This is a genomic window from Mucilaginibacter jinjuensis (assembly GCF_028596025.1).
In the GTDB taxonomy this organism is placed as follows: Bacteria; Bacteroidota; Bacteroidia; order Sphingobacteriales; family Sphingobacteriaceae; genus Mucilaginibacter; species Mucilaginibacter jinjuensis.
The window spans coordinates 5,526,737-5,543,189 of record NZ_CP117167.1 but is presented as its reverse complement, the minus strand read 5'-3'; the positions used below and the strand labels follow the sequence as shown (position 1 = coordinate 5,543,189).

At 42.0% G+C, this 16,453-nt stretch carries 20 protein-coding genes; 7 read left to right on the top strand and 13 right to left on the bottom strand.

The window, feature by feature from the left end; translation table 11 throughout:
- Nucleotides 1–206: 206 nt before the first annotated feature.
- The 8 genes from PQO05_RS24005 to PQO05_RS23970 all read right to left on the bottom strand — a co-directional run bounded on the left by PQO05_RS24005 (nucleotide 207) and on the right by PQO05_RS23970 (nucleotide 6,061).
- Nucleotides 207–1,034 (bottom strand): anti-sigma factor, encoded by an 828-nt coding sequence (locus PQO05_RS24005; protein ID WP_273629990.1) that lies wholly within the window; start codon nucleotides 1,032–1,034, stop codon nucleotides 207–209.
- Between the two features lies 1 nt (nucleotide 1,035).
- Nucleotides 1,036–1,518, bottom strand: coding sequence for an RNA polymerase sigma factor (locus tag PQO05_RS24000; protein WP_337942000.1), 483 nt, complete (start codon nucleotides 1,516–1,518; stop codon nucleotides 1,036–1,038).
- A gap of 93 nt (nucleotides 1,519–1,611) precedes the next feature.
- Complete coding sequence (gene lipA, locus PQO05_RS23995) at nucleotides 1,612–2,490, bottom strand: lipoyl synthase (protein WP_273629988.1); 879 nt, start codon at nucleotides 2,488–2,490, stop codon at nucleotides 1,612–1,614.
- 102 nt (nucleotides 2,491–2,592) lie between these two features.
- A complete protein-coding gene (locus PQO05_RS23990; RefSeq protein WP_273629987.1) occupies nucleotides 2,593–3,051 on the bottom strand; it encodes a hypothetical protein in 459 nt (152 codons plus the stop codon).
- A 99-nt stretch (nucleotides 3,052–3,150) separates the two neighbouring features.
- The gene (gene ytxJ, locus PQO05_RS23985) at nucleotides 3,151–3,480 is read right to left on the bottom strand and encodes a bacillithiol system redox-active protein YtxJ (RefSeq protein WP_273629986.1); all 330 of its coding nucleotides are present in this window, start codon (nucleotides 3,478–3,480) and stop codon (nucleotides 3,151–3,153) included.
- 296 nt (nucleotides 3,481–3,776) lie between these two features.
- Nucleotides 3,777–4,274, bottom strand: a complete 498-nt coding sequence (ribH, locus tag PQO05_RS23980) for a 6,7-dimethyl-8-ribityllumazine synthase (protein ID WP_273629985.1) — start codon at nucleotides 4,272–4,274, stop codon at nucleotides 3,777–3,779.
- On the bottom strand, nucleotides 4,274–4,951 hold the full coding sequence (locus tag PQO05_RS23975) for a tetratricopeptide repeat protein (RefSeq protein ID WP_273629984.1): 678 nt from the start codon (nucleotides 4,949–4,951) through the stop codon (nucleotides 4,274–4,276). The genes ribH and PQO05_RS23975 overlap by 1 nt, the downstream gene beginning before the upstream one ends.
- 285 nt (nucleotides 4,952–5,236) lie before the next feature.
- A complete protein-coding gene (locus tag PQO05_RS23970) occupies nucleotides 5,237–6,061 on the bottom strand; it encodes a hypothetical protein (protein WP_273629983.1) in 825 nt (274 codons plus the stop codon).
- Between the two features lie 186 nt (nucleotides 6,062–6,247).
- Here PQO05_RS23970 and recF point away from each other — a divergent pair, with 186 nt between their 5' ends.
- Together recF and PQO05_RS23960 are read left to right on the top strand one after the other, a co-directional pair.
- A complete protein-coding gene (recF, locus tag PQO05_RS23965) occupies nucleotides 6,248–7,354 on the top strand; it encodes a DNA replication/repair protein RecF (protein WP_273629982.1) in 1,107 nt (368 codons plus the stop codon).
- A complete protein-coding gene (locus PQO05_RS23960) occupies nucleotides 7,341–7,631 on the top strand; it encodes a DciA family protein (protein ID WP_273629981.1) in 291 nt (96 codons plus the stop codon). The genes recF and PQO05_RS23960 overlap by 14 nt, the downstream gene beginning before the upstream one ends.
- On the opposite strand, the gene PQO05_RS23955 is transcribed toward PQO05_RS23960, so the two are convergent.
- Nucleotides 7,618–7,815 (bottom strand): hypothetical protein, encoded by a 198-nt coding sequence (locus PQO05_RS23955; protein WP_273629980.1) that lies wholly within the window; start codon nucleotides 7,813–7,815, stop codon nucleotides 7,618–7,620. The two genes, PQO05_RS23960 and PQO05_RS23955, sit on opposite strands and share 14 nt — an antisense overlap.
- Nucleotides 7,816–8,002: 187 nt before the next feature.
- Complete coding sequence (locus tag PQO05_RS23950) at nucleotides 8,003–8,422, bottom strand: nucleoside-diphosphate kinase (RefSeq protein WP_273629979.1); 420 nt, start codon at nucleotides 8,420–8,422, stop codon at nucleotides 8,003–8,005.
- 119 nt (nucleotides 8,423–8,541) lie between these two features.
- On the opposite strand from PQO05_RS23950, the gene PQO05_RS23945 reads away from it, so the two are divergent.
- From PQO05_RS23945 to PQO05_RS23925, 5 genes are read left to right on the top strand one after another with little or no spacing between them, the layout of a single operon-like run.
- On the top strand, nucleotides 8,542–9,552 hold the full coding sequence (locus PQO05_RS23945; protein WP_273629978.1) for a DHH family phosphoesterase: 1,011 nt from the start codon (nucleotides 8,542–8,544) through the stop codon (nucleotides 9,550–9,552).
- 9 nt (nucleotides 9,553–9,561) lie between these two features.
- Entirely contained in the window at nucleotides 9,562–10,536 is a 975-nt protein-coding gene (locus PQO05_RS23940; RefSeq protein WP_273629977.1) for an FKBP-type peptidyl-prolyl cis-trans isomerase, read from the top strand.
- Nucleotides 10,537–10,595: 59 nt separating this feature from the next.
- On the top strand, nucleotides 10,596–11,594 hold the full coding sequence (locus PQO05_RS23935; RefSeq protein ID WP_273629975.1) for an FKBP-type peptidyl-prolyl cis-trans isomerase: 999 nt from the start codon (nucleotides 10,596–10,598) through the stop codon (nucleotides 11,592–11,594).
- Nucleotides 11,595–11,653: 59 nt separating this feature from the next.
- Entirely contained in the window at nucleotides 11,654–12,421 is a 768-nt protein-coding gene (locus tag PQO05_RS23930; protein WP_273629974.1) for a TatD family hydrolase, read from the top strand.
- Between the two features lie 52 nt (nucleotides 12,422–12,473).
- Nucleotides 12,474–13,496 (top strand): asparaginase, encoded by a 1,023-nt coding sequence (locus PQO05_RS23925; protein WP_273629973.1) that lies wholly within the window; start codon nucleotides 12,474–12,476, stop codon nucleotides 13,494–13,496.
- Nucleotides 13,497–14,012: 516 nt separating this feature from the next.
- Here PQO05_RS23925 and PQO05_RS23920 read toward each other — a convergent pair.
- From PQO05_RS23920 to PQO05_RS23910, 3 genes are all read right to left on the bottom strand, one after another.
- Nucleotides 14,013–14,435: an SRPBCC domain-containing protein gene (locus PQO05_RS23920; RefSeq protein ID WP_273629972.1), complete on the bottom strand. Its 423-nt coding sequence runs from the start codon at nucleotides 14,433–14,435 to the stop codon at nucleotides 14,013–14,015.
- Nucleotides 14,436–14,651: 216 nt separating this feature from the next.
- Nucleotides 14,652–15,590 (bottom strand): proline iminopeptidase-family hydrolase, encoded by a 939-nt coding sequence (locus PQO05_RS23915; protein WP_273629971.1) that lies wholly within the window; start codon nucleotides 15,588–15,590, stop codon nucleotides 14,652–14,654.
- Nucleotides 15,591–15,708: 118 nt separating this feature from the next.
- A complete protein-coding gene (locus tag PQO05_RS23910; protein ID WP_273629970.1) occupies nucleotides 15,709–16,452 on the bottom strand; it encodes a hypothetical protein in 744 nt (247 codons plus the stop codon).
- Between the last annotated feature and the right edge of the window lies 1 nt (nucleotide 16,453).

Genomic DNA, 16,453 nt, shown 5'->3' with positions numbered 1-16,453 from the left:
GCTCTTGCCGAGTGACGATTATCAAACGGCCTCGGGCCGTAATTCAATAAGTTATCGATTAAGATAGGCCAGAGGCCTAATAACAGGTCGTCACTCGGCAAGAGCCGGGCGACTGTATCTGGAGGGGCTAATCAAATTAGATCTCAACAAAAAACGCCTGAAGTTTTACCTCCAGGCGTTTTTCCTCTATGTTGTTTTTGTATTATCTATTCTGTTTTACCAACCAGTACCAAGTTAGCCATTGTTGGTGACGGAACACCGCCACGTTGCTCAAGTGTTACTGCGAATGCTTGTGCACGGGCTATCGATTTCATTTCGAGTAATCCTGTACTATCATCTGCAGCGTTGAATACACCCAGGTCAACCGGTTTACCATCAACCAATGCCCATAATTGGTAACTGTGCTGATCGTCATTGGCTGGCAGCCTCATACGGCCCAGATCAATCATTACTTTTTGTTTAGCAGGGCTCCAGGCAACAGCCAACTTAGCGTTAGGTGTTTTAGCTGTACCATCCAGTTTGATGATCTTGAACGATGGATCGCGGAATATATCCAGCTGATGATCCATCAGGTTAACCTTATTGCTAAACTTTTGGGTTTGCAGTTGCATGGTTACCAACTGGCCGTTCGCGCTTTTTAACTTGTTGTATACCGCAAACAGCGTTGCAATACTCAATATTAATAATGTTAAACATGCCGCAAAAGCATATTTAAAAAAGTTAACAGATTTTTGCTGCGATAATTCCACCACTTTTGCTCTTTGGTTTGATGAATGGCTTGGTTTAAAACTTCTATCGTCGCCCAGGTTGGTTATTAAAGAGTTGAGCACCTGGCCTCGGATATCTTCTGAAGGTTCTATAGCATATATTTCCGCATATAACTCCATCGATTTTTCGATCGACTCCAGCTCAGCTTTAATAACCGGATGTTGCAAAGCCATTGCTTCAACCTGGTGCTTCTCATCCTGGTTTACATCGCCCAGAACGTATAGCTCAAGTATCCCCGATTCCATATATGCTTTTACGTCTTCCACTTTAATTAAAACTTTTTCTTAACTGCTGAATAGCCATTCTTAATCGTGTTTTAATAGTCCCCAAGGGCACGCCAAGTTCATCGGCGGCTTCCACATGGGTATAACCTTTAAAATACACCAGGTCAAGAATCGACTTTTGTTCAGGCTTCAGCTTTTGCACTAAATCCCTTATACCGAGCAACTCAGGTTTGTAAACCGTGTTTTTTTGCTCGTCTATAAAAGTTACGTTATTTTCAAGTTCCTGGTTTTTCGTTTGGTTCTTAAAGTCTTTGGAGCGGATCTTGTCTATAGATAGATTACGGGCAATATTGACCATCCAGGTAAACAGACGGCCTTTTTCGGCGCTATAGCTGGAAAAGGATTGCCAAATTTTGACAAAACTTTCCTGCAAAACGTCTTCGGCAACGGCAGTATCAATTACGATTCTTACGATAACACCATATAATGAAGCAGAGTACATATCGTATAATGCTTCGGCCGCCATTTTTTCACGGTGGCGTAATGCATTTATAAGCTCCTCTTCAGTTAATGATATTTTAGTTCTTCGGCTCAATGATGTGAATGTAATAAGGATTTCTCAGATTTCAAACAAATGTTTTTCTGCATGATAAGATGAACGAACCAGCGGCCCGCTTTCTACATACTTAAATCCTTTTTCTTCACCTATTTCTTTGTAACGTTTAAACTGATCAGGGTGTATCCAATCAACAACCGGGTGGTGGTTGCGGGTTGGTTGTAAGTATTGTCCTAATGTTAATATATGTACGCCTGCTTTTAACAAGTCGTCCATAGCTTCAAATACATCTTCTTCTGTTTCGCCAAGGCCCAGCATAATGCCAGACTTGGTGCGTAAACCTGCTGCCGAAATATGGCTCAGGCACTCTAAACTACGATCGTATTTAGCCTGGATACGTACTTCGCGGGTTAAGCGGCGCACGGTTTCCAGGTTATGCGATACAACCTCTGGCCTTACATCGGTAACACGCTTAAGGTTATCCCAGTTGCCTCTAAAATCGGGCAATAAAGTTTCTAATGTAGTCTCAGGGCTTTCGCGACGGATGGCATTGATGGTTTCTGCCCAGATGATAGAGCCGCCATCTTTTAAATCGTCACGGTCAACAGATGTAATTACGCAATGTTTAACCTGCATCAATTTTACTGAATTAGCTACGCGGTTAGGCTCGTCTGTATCAACAGCCAAGGGCCTGCCGGTTGCCACCGCGCAAAACGAACATGAACGGGTACAAATATTACCCAGTATCATAAAGGTAGCCGTACCGGCTCCCCAGCACTCGCCCATATTAGGGCAATTACCACTCTCGCAGATGGTGTGCAGCTTGTGTGTATCAACCAAACTGCGTACATGAGCGTATTCTTTTCCAACCGGTAACTTCACTCTTAGCCAATCTGGCTTACGTTGAACCTGGTTGGCTGGTATTACGGGTAAATCAATCATTACACAAAAGTAATTAAAAGAATTAATGCAAAGTATATCCTGAAGTGCTATTACATCACGACTAAATGTAATGCTTGCAATTGGATGATAATAACACTGGTGTTAGGCAAGCAGCCGTTCTATCATTTTAATAGCCGCATCTCTCGACCGGCTATACATAACAGATAAGAGCAGGCGGAATAGAACGATCATGATAACAAAAGAGATAATCATACTCAAAGCCGGCCTGCCTTGCGAAATTATAGCATATACAAAAGCGCCGCTTGTAAATATCGACCAAACAACAAACAACACAATAAATGCTTTAGGTAGTTTGGTTTCAATCCGGATTTCTGTTGATGCGTCGTCGGCACTTGTAATAATACCACTGATGGCACAGCTTATGCCAATGGGTGAGGATGATATGATGTAGAAAGAATCTGAGCCAACTTTCCCAATAAACAGTTTGTTCGTTTTTTCCCTTCTCAGTGTTTCCCTGTCCAATGTGTTGTTATCCAGAATTTGGCTTATCCCTGAAATGGTTCTGGGGGTTTTTAAAACGTAGTTGTTTTTATTGAACATGATCGATGCCCTAATTTAATGCGCTGAATTTATAATATAAAAGCAAAAAAGCCCGTAAATATTATTTACAGGCTTTTCAAATATCTTGATGTGGTATACTTATTGAACCATTACCAATGCTTCTTCAACCGAAATGCCGCCGTGCGACTGGTCTAAAATGCATTCGCCTTCTTTGATTAGCAATAACTGCGGTGATTCGTGGTGAACCTGGAAATCTGTAGCCACCTTGCCTGAGATTTCGCGGAATTTAATCAGATCTAAGAAATAAAGCGGGATACTGTCTGGCATCTGGTCCCAGTCCATCTCGAACTTTCTGCGGGCCATCATGCTGATAGAGCAACGGGTGCTATGCTTAAAAATAATGCTGTAACCTTCGTGCTGCTTTATCTCACTTATCTGTTCAGCACTCTCCAACGGTATCCATTTCATAATAAATCTGCGTATTAACTATTATGCAAAAGTACTTGCAAAACAGCGAAATTGTTTGGTTGGATTGTAAAAAGATGGTAAAAAGAGTAGGGAGAAGCAAGAGACAAGAGCCAAGAATCGAGACGCTTAGTTAAAGTGCTCATTGATTAACTTATACCTTGGGGTTATTTTTTAGAATGGTAAGAACCGTAAGCAGGGCACAACTTGTTTGAGCAAGATGTAAACACGCAACCTAAAGCCACAGTAACCAGCGCTAAGTAAATCAACTTTTTCATGTTGTTTATATAAGAGTGTTATTAGAGTTTAAAACTATTTGCCAAATCAGCCATTTTAATAGCTGTTATAGCACCTTCATCACCTTTATTGCCGTGTTTGCCGCCAGAGCGGTCAACAGCTTGTTGCTGGTTATCGGTAGTAAGCACCCCAAAAATTACGGGCTTGTTATATTTTAAACCAACATTGCTTAAACCATTGGCTACAGCATTGCAAATAAAGTCAAAGTGCCTTGTTTCACCTTGTATTACACAACCAAGGCAAATTACTGCATCTAAGTTAACGATATTTTTTAATAAAATATCTGCTCCCGAAATTAATTCGAAACTGCCGGGTACGGCGTAGGTGTAAATATGATCAGGTTCGGCACCATGATTTATCAGGCTCTGGTATGCACCTTCGTAAAGGGCGCTGGTGATGGCCGCATTCCATTCGGCTGTTACAATACCAAAGCGGTACGGAGCAGCCGAAGGGACTGTGGTGTCAGAAAAATCTGATAGGTTCTTGAGTTGTGTAGCCATTATTTTTTTGCTTCGGCACGAGCAATATACTCGTCGATGTTCTGTGCTTCAGGGCTTTCGCTATAATCAGATTTGATTTTTTTGTAAGTATCAGCAGCATCAGAGTTGTTCTTTTGCTCTTCGTACACTAAACCAAGTTTCTTTAAGTATATAGGCGATAAAAATTTGTTATTGGCTTTATCAGCAGCTTTTTTGAAATAGCTTGCTGCTTTGTCAAGGTCTTTTAACTCCACATAAGCATCACCGGTACCACCCAGAGCTTCGGCAGCAACCATGCTATCGTCGCCACGGTAGTTGCTTAAGTTGTCAATTGCTTTTTGGTACTCGCCTTTGTTAAGGTAAGCAATACCAAGGTAGTAGTAAGCTAAGTTAGCAGCTTTGGTATTGCTGTAATCAGCAACAATTTTTTCGAACCCAGGGTAACCGGCATCGCCTTTAATAGCTTTATCCCAGTCTTTTTTCGCCCAGTTTTCTTGCGCTACGTGCATTTGGTCAGCAGCTTGTGTTTCGCGTGGACGCAGGTATACATTCTGATAAACAAAATAAATTACAACCAATGCAACAATGGCTGAAAGAATAAATGTTAGGCTTTTTTGGTTCTCGCGCACAAACTTTCCGGTTTGCCCAGCATCTTTTGTTTGGTTCTCTACCTTAGTATTCACCTGAGTATTCGACATTTTTATTTTAAAATTAGGAGTGCAAAAATACGTTTTTATAATTTTTATACAATAGCTTTTAAGTTAAATAGTTATACTTAGTTTGCTAATGCACGCAGAAAGCAGTATAATATTGTTTTTAAGGTGGAAAAAGATAGTTGTATAAAGGCGTTTGTGAATAAAATTGAATTTTTCGCTTTAGAAGTGCTAACCTAACTCCAATAAATAATATAATTATAAAATCGATAACAATGCAAACAAGAAGCTGACTGTATTAAAAGCTTAGCGTATTATTGCATTTGTTAATTAAAACGCGACCGAATATTGTTTTGTCTTGTCGTCTAAATCGCCAAAAGTTATAACCTTTGGTAGCTTATTATGATAAGTAATATAGAATGATTGTTGTGGAGTGCATGGGCCGGCCACACTTCTAACTACCATTTTAATTATTTGTCCATCTTTAAGTCTAAGACTTCCTGATGACCACTTTTCGCCCATTATTACACCGCTTGAACTATTTAAGCCAATTTTAGTTGTGGGGTCATCTTCGTCGGGATAGGAAATGAAAACTCGTCCCCAACTACCGTGCAATGGATTTATTTTCAATGCAGGAAATCCCCGAAAAGTTGTGTCTATAACAGAGAAATTATTTTCAAGTGGTATTTCTTTGTCTTCTGGTACAATTACAGTATGTGCTGTAATGCCACCAGATTGATTTTTCGATATAACAACATCGCCTGTAACATGGTTAACGTTAATGGAGGAGTCTATGGTTGGCTTGATTTTCTTGAACATCGGTGACGATTTATGAGTTGATACAGGTCTCGATGGTTGTTTTTTAGTAGTATCGTTAAGAGACGAAATTATTATTGATTTATTATTTGGCTTCAAAGGGGCTTCAATTTTGTTGTTTTTGTATTGATAACCAAAGAATCCAAGTATAGTAAGTACAGAAGAAATGAGTCCTATTATCCACCAAATGCGCCATTCTGTAAATGATGATTTTGACTTGACTGGGTGATCATTATGTGTTGAAATATCATGCGCTGTTGTTCCGCCGCTTTGATTTGAGGATATAATAACATTTCCTTTAATATTTGTAATTTTAACTTTACGCGGCTGCTTGTTCATTATGCAGTAAATCAATAGTTTATCAAATATACCAATTGGCTGCTGCGTTTTGAAAGAAGGTAGCAAATAATTTAAAGGTGAGATTGCATATAATGCTACATTCTCCAATAAATGCTTTCCCCCTCACTATAAAATCTTCACATTGCCTAAAACCCTACGGCTAATTGCTAACTTTGAAACCTTATTATGTACCTGCAGCAATTATCTGTTATCAACTTTAAAAATTATGCCGAAGCCAGGCTCGAGCTTAGCCCCGGTGTAAATGCTTTTACGGGCAATAACGGCGCAGGTAAAACCAATTTGCTGGATGCCATTCATTACCTGTCGCTCTGCAAGAGTTATTTTAATCCGATAGATACCCAACAGATTAAACAAGGCACCGATTTTTTCATCGTAAACGGCACCTTTATTAAAGGCGAACACCCGGATACCGTAGCCTGCTCGGTAAAGCGCAACCAGAAAAAACAGTTTAAGCGTAATAAGAAAGATTACCAGCGCCTGGCCGATCATATCGGACTTTTTCCGCTGGTGATGGTTTCGCCGTATGATGTATCCATTATTATAGAAGGAAGCGAGGAGCGCCGCCGTTTTGTAGATAATGTGATTTCGCAAACCGATAACCAGTATCTTGATGAACTGATTGCCTATAATAAGCTGCTGGTAAACCGTAATGCCGTTTTAAAACGGATGAATGAAAGTGGCCGGTTTGATATCAGCCTGCTCGAAGTTTTCGATGAGCAGTTGGTTGTACTCGGCACGCGCATCTTCGAAAAGCGTAAGGCTTTTATGGATGTGTTTACACCTATATTTAACGAGCATTACCGTTTTATAAGTGGCGAAGCCGAGCAGGTAGAGCTGATCTACGAATCGCAATTATTACAAGATAGCTTGGCTAACCTGCTATTAAAGTATGCAGATCGCGACCGGGTACTGCAACGCACCAATGCAGGCATCCATCGGGATGATCTGTTGTTTAGTATTCACGGCATGCCAATGAAAAAGTTTGGATCGCAGGGGCAGCAGAAATCTTTTTTAATTGCGTTGAAACTGGCACAGTATACTTTTCTGTATCAGCAAAAAGGATTTAAGCCGCTGTTGTTGCTGGATGATATTTTTGATAAGCTTGATGAATTACGTGTTACCAAGTTGATGCAAATGGTATCAGACCATAACTTTGGGCAGGTTTTTATTACCGATACCAGCGAGCAGCGCGTGGCAGGGGTGCTTAACGGCATTGATGTAAATTATAAATTATTTAAAGTAACCGGAGGAGAAGCAGATGCGCAAGACTAACGATAAAACCCTGAAAGATGCCATTGAGCAAATGATGCAGGTGTACAAGATAAAACGCAAGTTTGATGAAACCGGTATTGCTGCGCTTTGGCCCGAGCTGGTGGGCAAGTCTGTAGCTAACAGAACAAAAGAGCTTTTCATCAGGGATAAAAAGCTCTTTTTGAGATTAGAATCTTCGGTTATTAAGAATGAATTGATGTTGGTTCGTACGCAAATTGTTGCGAACATCAATGAACGGTCGGGCTCAGATCTGGTTGAGGATATTATCTTCCTTTAACCAAACGCAGGCGTTGGTATAAATCATCGCGGATAAAAGAGTAAGCGATAAGTACCAAACCCGGTACCCAAAACGCCAACTGCACCTCAGGGTGATTTACGAACAAATCGAAACTCCCCATAACGATCAACGGGATCGAAACTATATAGAGGAGATATCTTAGTATTAATTTAAGATTATTCATTGTAGTACTTTTTGGAGGTTATTATTAGTTAATAGGGGCTTTATCAGTTGGTTATCAGCTTATAAATATACTTTATTTGCCGATTAATGTAAAGCTACCAATAACATTTTTTAAAAACTACAACATACAAAAATAACGAATAGTTTTTCGCTATTCGTTATTTATATTTCTTATAAAGAAATTAAAGTTAAACTCTTTCGAAAGCCGAAAAGAAGAAGCTGCCTTCAATAGCTGCATTCTCGTCTGAGTCAGAACCGTGTACTGCGTTTGCTTCGATTGACTCTGCAAAACGGTTACGGATTGTACCTTCTTCTGCTTTTTTAGGGTCAGTTGCACCAATCAGCTTACGGAACTCTTCAACAGCGTTATCTTTTTCTAAGATAGCAGCTACAATTGGTCCGCTCGACATAAATTTAACCAGGTCGCCATAAAAAGGGCGCTCTTTGTGCACTGCATAAAATTCACCTGCTTTTTCAGCGCTAAGTGAAGTTAATTTCATGGCTTTTATACTGAATCCGGCTTTGATGATCTGATCTAATATACCTCCGATATGTCCGTTAGCAACGGCATCGGGTTTAATCATTGTGAATGTTTTGTTACTTTCCATTGTGTTGCAAAATTGGCGCAAAAGTAGGGTTTTATACTGATAACTAAAGACTTTAACTCAAATAAAGCTAATGGCTATTTAATTTATTTAATTAGCTTTGCACTTCGTTTTTTTGATTAATGTTAGATATTGCTTCGCTTGCGGCCCTTTTAGAGCAGCCTAAAAAAATAGTTATTACCACCCATCATAAACCCGATGGTGATGCTTTAGGCTCGTCTTTGGGCTTATATAATTATTTAATACAACGTGGCCACCACGCAAAAGTTATCACCCCTACAGATTATCCGCAATATTTTGACTGGATGCCTGGTAACGAGGAAGTGATTATTTACACCGATACTGTTGAACAATCGAACCAATTAATTGCCGAAGCCGAACTTATTTTTTGCCTTGATTTTAACGCCCTCGGTCGTATCAACGAAATGGGCGAGCAGGTACAAAACAGCGGCGCTTATAAAATAATGATCGATCATCACCTGGAACCACAGGATTTTGATGATTACCGTTACTGGAATATCAATGCCTGCGCTACCGCACAATTAGTATACGATTTTATCGCCACAGAGCTTAATGATAAAGCACTGGTGAATAAAGATGTGGCCACTTGCCTGTATACAGGTATCATGACAGATTCGGGCTCGTTCCGCCTGCCTAATACCACAGCCGCAGTACACCGCGTAGTTGCCGATCTGATTGATGCAGGTGCCGTAAACTGGAGAATCCACGAACTGGTATACGATAGCGCGACCGAAAACCGTTTACGCTTTCTGGGCCATTGTTTAGCTAATAAACTGGTAGTTTTGCCAGAGTTTAACACGGCTTATATTTCTGTTACACAGGATGAGCTAAAAAAATACGATATTAACACCGGCGATACAGAAGGTATTGTTAACTATGCACTATCCATTTCGGGCATAAAATTAGCAGCCTTTATGGTGCAGCGTAAAGATAAGGTAAAGCTTTCTTTACGGTCGCGCGGCGAGTTTCCGGCCAATGAGATCTGTAAAAAGTATTTCAACGGAGGAGGCCACCGTAACGCGGCAGGTGGGGCAAGTGATGAACCTTTAGAAACGGTTATTGAACAATTTAAAGCACTATTACCAAATTATAAAACACTTTTAATACAATAAGAAATAGAAATGAAAAAAAACCTAATGCTTTTCGCGGTTGCAGCTATTGGCCTGGCCAGCTGTAACGGTGGATTTAAACAAGGAGACGGCGGATTACTTTATAATATAGTGGATGACAAAACCACTCCTGTTATTAAAGGTGGCGACTTTATCAGCGCTAACATTATCACCAAAACCGATGGCGATTCTGTATTATACAGCAGCTACGATGCCGGTAAACCGGTAGCTTTTGCAATGCCGGCTAAATTACCTTACAAAGGTGATGTGTACTCGGCTTTATTAATGATGAGCGAGGGCGATAGCGCGGTTATCAAAATTAACGCCGACTCATTATTTAAAAAGAATTTACCTAAGCCCCCAGGCTTTAAAGGTAAATACATTATTTACGAGGTTAAGGTAAACAAGGTAATTCAAAAAGGTAATTTAACAGATCAGCTGTTCTCTGCCAAAGTTGAGGATTACTTTAAGGCAGAAGCTGCTAAGGTAAAAGATCTGGAGCCTGGTAAAATCACTAAATACATTGCCGATAACAAGCTGAATGTTACCAAAACAGATTCTGGCTTATACTACCAAATCACTACCCCGGGTAGCGGCCCTGTGCCTGCCAAAGGCGATACTGTTGTAGTTAACTACACCGGTAAATTCTTAAACGGTAAAGTATTTGATACCAGCTTTAAAGAAGTAGCACAACAGGCTAAAATATTTAACCCAATGCAACCGTACAAACCAATCCACATCCCTGTTGGTGTAGGTGGTGTTATCCCGGGCTGGGACCAGGGTTTACGTTTGTTAAACAAAGGTTCAAAAGCAACATTTGTAGTACCATCAAGCCTGGCTTATGGCGAACGTGGTATGCAGGCAATTGGCCCATACACGCCGCTTGCGTTTAACGTAGAGATTCTGGATATCATCCATCCAAATCCAAACGCACCAAAAGCGCAATTGCCACCGGTGCAAATGCCAACACAACCGGCTACAAAATAATTTGAAAATAATTAAAAGGCTGTACATTTAGGTGTGCAGCCTTTTTTCTGTACTATACCATGAAAAGATTTTTCTTATACGTATTAGGCCTTAGCCTTTTAGGCACAGCGGCAAGTGCACAGGTTACCACTATAACCCCTAAAGGCGCGCAGTACCAGATTTTTGCGCACGGTACCGGGCCTAAAATTAAGCAGGACGATATTATAACGTTTAATGTAATTGAAAGGACAGACAGGGATTCTGTACTGTTTAATACTTATACAGCCGGCCACCCTATCCAGATTAAAATACAGCCATCGCAAAACGTTGCCGATATGATGGATATTTTCCCATTGCTATCAGCTAAAGACAGTGCTATGGTAAAGGTGCCCATTGATTCTGTTTTTAAGGGACATGAAACCGAACGCCCGGCTTACCTAAGTGCAAAAGGCTACATTACTTTTGCTATTAAGATAGAGAAAGTACAATCACTTGCCGAAGCCATTGCCGAACGTAATGCCGGTATTGCTAAAATGCAGCAAGATGAGTTGGTTATTGCTAATAAATATATTGCTGATAACAAGCTGGCTGTAAAAGCTACCCCTTCGGGTTTAAAGTATGTAATTACACAGCCATCAACCGGCCGCAAACCGGTAGCCGGCGATACCTTACTGGTAAATTACACAGGCCGTACATTAAACGGTAAAGTTTTTGATTCGAGCATACAATCTGTAGCACAAGCCTCGGGCTTGCAGCAACCCGGCCGTAACTACGAGCCAATTAAAGTAATTGTTGGCCAGGGCCAGGTTATACCAGGTTGGGACGAAGGCTTGTTGTTACTTAACCAGGGTTCAAAAGCCACCTTTGTAATCCCGTCTACGCTGGCCTACGGGGCACAAGGTGCGGGCGAGGATATTGCTCCTTTCAGCACGCTGATATTTGATGTAGATGTAGTAAAAGTTAGCCCGGCACCGCATAAGGCCCCGGCAGCGAAACCGGCCACAACTGCGAAAAGCACCACGGCAAAAAAATCGACAACAACTACGAAAAAGTCGACTACCGCAAAAAAGACAAACTAATAACAAAAATAAGTTGAAAAGCCTTCTGCCAATAACAGAAGGCTTTTTACATTTGCAGCATGGTATACACCGATACGCATACCCACTTCTATTACGAAACCGATGAAGGCAAGCAGGCCGAAATGCTGCAGCGCTGCCTTGATAACAATATCTCCCGCTTATTTTTGCCAAATGTTGATGTTAGTTCTGTTGGGCTGATGTTTGATATTGTTGATCGCTGGCCTGATAACTTTTTCCCGATGCTGGGCCTGCATCCATGCGATGTAAAAGCCAACTGGCAGCAAGAAATAGAAAAGATTAAGCAAGCCGGAGCAGGAAGAAAGATCTACGCCATTGGCGAAATCGGTATCGACCTGTACTGGGACAAAACCTTACTGGACGAACAGCTACAGGCCTTTGAGCAGCAGATCAACTGGGCGAAGGAATTGGATTTGCCGATTGTGATCCATTGCCGTGATGCTTTCGACGAAACTTACGAAGTATTGCAACGTTTAAACGACGATAAGCTGCGTGGTATTTTCCATTGCTTTTCGGGCACGGTAGAGCAGGCGCAGAAAGTAATTGACCTTGGTTTTTATCTGGGCATAGGCGGTGTGGTTACCTACAAAAATGCAGGATTGGATAAAGTAGTGGCCCAGATTGATCTGAAACATTTGGTTTTGGAAACAGATTCGCCTTACTTAACGCCGGTGCCTTTCAGAGGGAAGCCCAATGAAAGTTCGTACCTCAAATACATAGCCGAAAAAATTGCCGACCTGCACCAGGTCGATGTAGCCGAGGTTGCGCGCATCACAACAGAGAATTCGAAAACGATATTTGCAATATGACCCTGCAATATTGACTTATTTTTATATTTTTATCAATAAACCATAATAATACATGTGCCAGATACTGATCATTTATACCGGAGGGACAATAGGTATGATGAGCGATCCAAAAACGAAGGTGCTAAAGCCCATTAACTTTGAGCAGATCATGGATAATGTGCCCGAACTTGAAAGGCTGAACTGCCGTATCAAGGTGCATTCTTTCGATGAGGTTATCGACTCATCCAACATGAACCCAGCAATCTGGAGCAAGTTAGCCGGATTAATACAAGAACATTATGACGATGTGGATGGCTTTGTGATCCTTCACGGATCTGATACCATGGCCTTCTCTGCAGCTGCCTTGAGCTTTATGCTCGAAAACCTGGGCAAACCCGTAATTTTCACCGGTTCACAACTGCCGATCAGCGCCATCCGTACTGATGCCAAGGAAAACCTGATGACCGCCATCGAGATTGCCAAAGCCAAAAAGAACGGCGTTGCACGTGTACCAGAGGTTTGTATCTATTTCGATTATAAATTATTCCGCGGTAACCGCGCGTTTAAATACAATTCATCTAAGTTCGAAGCATTCCGCTCACCTAATTATCCAATACTGGCCGAGTCGGGCGTGCATTTGCGTTTCAGCATCAATGATATCCGCCATCCACAAAACGATGAGAAACTCATCATCCACCAAAAACTAACCAGCGATGTAGCGGTATTGAAACTTTACCCCGGCATTAGCGCCAAGGTGGTTGAAAATATCCTTTCGGCCGATGTTAGAGGCGTGGTAATGGAAGCCTTCGGTGCCGGTAACACCAGCACCGATCAGTGGTTTATTGACCTGCTTAAACAGGCGATAGACAGCGGTAAGGTAATCATCGATATTTCGCAATGTAAAGTAGGCACTGTTGAGCTTGGCCGCTACGAAACCAGCAAGCAACTCAAAGACATCGGCGTAACCAACGGCTACGACATGACCTACGAAGCCGCCATAACCAAAGCCATGTACCTCTTAGGCAACTACGACGACCCTAAACAGGTTAAAGAGTATATGGAAATGGATTTGCGGGGTGAGTTAACGGTATCGTGAATACTCAGCACACACAACAAGCGTAAATAAAGCACGTCATTGCGAGGAGGTACGACGAAGCAATCTCAGACCGATTAGCACTGGCTTCAAGAACACACAATCCGTTTTCCATTAGGAAGGGTAGTGTAAGTTATGAGTCGTCAGTGGATGTACTTTTTCTTTTTCCGCAAAAGAAAAAGTACCAAAAAGAAAACTCGTGGCTGCTCGATTTTCTATGAAAGGGTGTGCTGTGGCCAATGTTGTGCTATCCGAAAATCAAGAGGCCACATTAGTTAGTTTATTAAGGGTTTGTGGGTGCAGCTTTCTCAATGACGTGTAAGGTATAACAGGAAAGGCAATTCAATTTGAATTGCCTTTCCTGTTATGTTCAAAGCAGTCGCTCGGCTCTTGCCGAGTGACGACTATCACCCGGCCTCCGGCCTTAATTAATTTGATCTACTGCTTACTATAAACGGCCAGAGGCCGCTGGATATCCGTCACTCGGCAAGAGCCGAGCGACTGCGTAGAATAGGTTTTTTATTCCCTTTCGGCATACCTCTTAAAATTATCCAGCACTGCCTGGCAAAAACGCTGCTGCATTTCAATAGGCTCGTTATTATCCGGGTCGAAAGTTTCTGATATGGTAACCGGATTGTTTGATGAAAATACAGTAGTGTTTTTTCGGCCGTCACTAAGGGTGCATGTAATTAACTCGTGAGGTATCACCTCGTCATAAGTACCCGTATAATCAAAGCTGAAACTGCCATCTTTAAGCCCCATTACAAACAGAAATTTGCCGCCAGGCCGCAAATCAATTTCTACTTTACTGGTGTGCCAGTCTTCCGACATGTTATTCCACTGCTTAATATGTTCAGGGCCTGTCCATAATTCCCAAACCTTTTCTATCGGAGCATTGACAGTAGTTGTTGTGCGAAGCGTTGCTGGGTTCGAAGTTTCCATAAATTTAGCTATCTGGTTGATACAAAGCTCGTTTATGATGTGCCAATCCTGGATGGTTATAGCAGACAATTGATGGGGTGATTCGGGACAATATGGATTGTGTCATTCTAAATCTGCGGGTGTCATGTTGAGGCACTCGAAACATGCGGGCGAGGCCTCTACACCATCCTTCGAGTACCTCAGGATGACATCCTCATTTTGGAGCAAAAAAGCTTCTTATTTCCCCTTCAAAAACTTCCTGATCTCCCCAATATAAGCCTCCGGGTTATCCTGTAATTTATGGTGCCCGGCATTAGGCACAATGGCCACTTTTGAGCCCTTTATCATTTTCTGAAACTCGTACATCGTTGCTGGACGGGCTTCGTCGTACTGGCCGGCTATGAAAAGCACGGGCTGGGTTATGCGGTGTAGGTCGGGGATGCGGGTCCAGGTTTGGAGGGTACCGATGCAGTTAAACTCGGTTGGCCCCCACATGTAGTTGTATACCTCGGTGTTGAAGCCTTTAGCGCCTTCGCAAAGTGGTGATTTAGGTGCGGGATATTGCTTATGCTCCAGGTAACGGGCATAGAATGAATCTGTTGCAGCTACATAAGCCGGGGCGTTGTATTGTTTCAGATCTTCGTACTTATGGATGGTATCCTGCAACTTTTTAGGCATCTGGCCGAGCAGGATCTGCGCATCCTTAATCCACCGCGCTGTACCCAGCAGCGGGCCGGCAAATATCACCGATTTAACACCTGTAGGTTTCCTTGTAATCATATACTCGATGACCACGGCTGCGCCCCATGAGCTGCCGAGGATGTTGATCTCTTTCAAGTTCAAAGCTTTGCGCAGTGCTGTAACCTCATCAACAAAACGGGGGAGAACCCATAAAGTGGTATCAGTAGGACGGTCGGAAAAGCCTGAGCCCAGTTGATCGTACAAAATCACCGGACGGTCATTGCCCAAAGCAGAGTAGCCTGCTATGTCGCCGCAACTACGACTGCCCGGCCCGCCATGTAAAATGAGCAGGGGAGTGCCTTTGCCAGTACCCACTATCTTGTACCAGATGCGGCCGCCTTTTACCTGCACGTAACCCTCGTGCGGTTTGAGTTGGCCGCGGCTGTCGAAGAATAAAATAGCGAACAGTGCAAGTAAAAAGAGGCGTAATTTCATACTTAAAATTTGTGCTTTAAGATAGCAACAAAAAGACGGTCTTGTTTACATCTACATACTACAAAACACAAAAAAGCCGGTAAAAACCGGCTTAAATTTATTACTTAAATAAGGTATACTATTTGTGCAGTTTACTTACCGATTTTCCTGATAAAATGATCGAACTGCTATCGGCCATGTTTAGTTTCAGATCGTTGGTGTAGCTTCGGCCGGCATCAAGAAAAGAACCGTCGTTTAAGTTGGCGTTGATGTGCTGGAAGTCGATTACGTTGGGGCCTTTAAAATTGTCGGTAACATTAATATGCACTTCGGCGTTGTTATGTTCTACCACATTGAGCGAATCAAATTTATTGTTGAGGCTCTTTACCCAAATTTTTGATCTGCCGGCTACGTTTAGGTTAAGCTTATTCTGTTTGAGGTTTTCTATAGCCAGCTGCACATTATTAACCTCTACAGATAAAAGTTCGGACGTGCTGATCCTAACTGCTTCCGTGTTCTCTAACCACTCTTTGTTACTGTCTTTCTGCGGATGGTAAACCATGCTGATGTGCAGGGTATCATTACTTACATAGGTTTTAAAACCACCCTCCATTTTGTAATCAGACCAAAATTTGGCTATGCGTACGGTTGAGGTTGGAGCTTGCTCAAAAATAATACGGGTTACGTTGCCGCCATCAATTTTCAGGTACTTAAATGGCTGATTTAGCACGGTGGTATAATTCCAGTACTTGTCATTTTTATCGAGCTTGGTGTACTCGGTTTTAAGCGCCATGTTTGATGCAAACAGGCCAATTGTAACTAATACCAGCGAAACAAGCAGTATCATCGTGCTCATTTTCAGGGCTGTCCTTTTAAATATCATG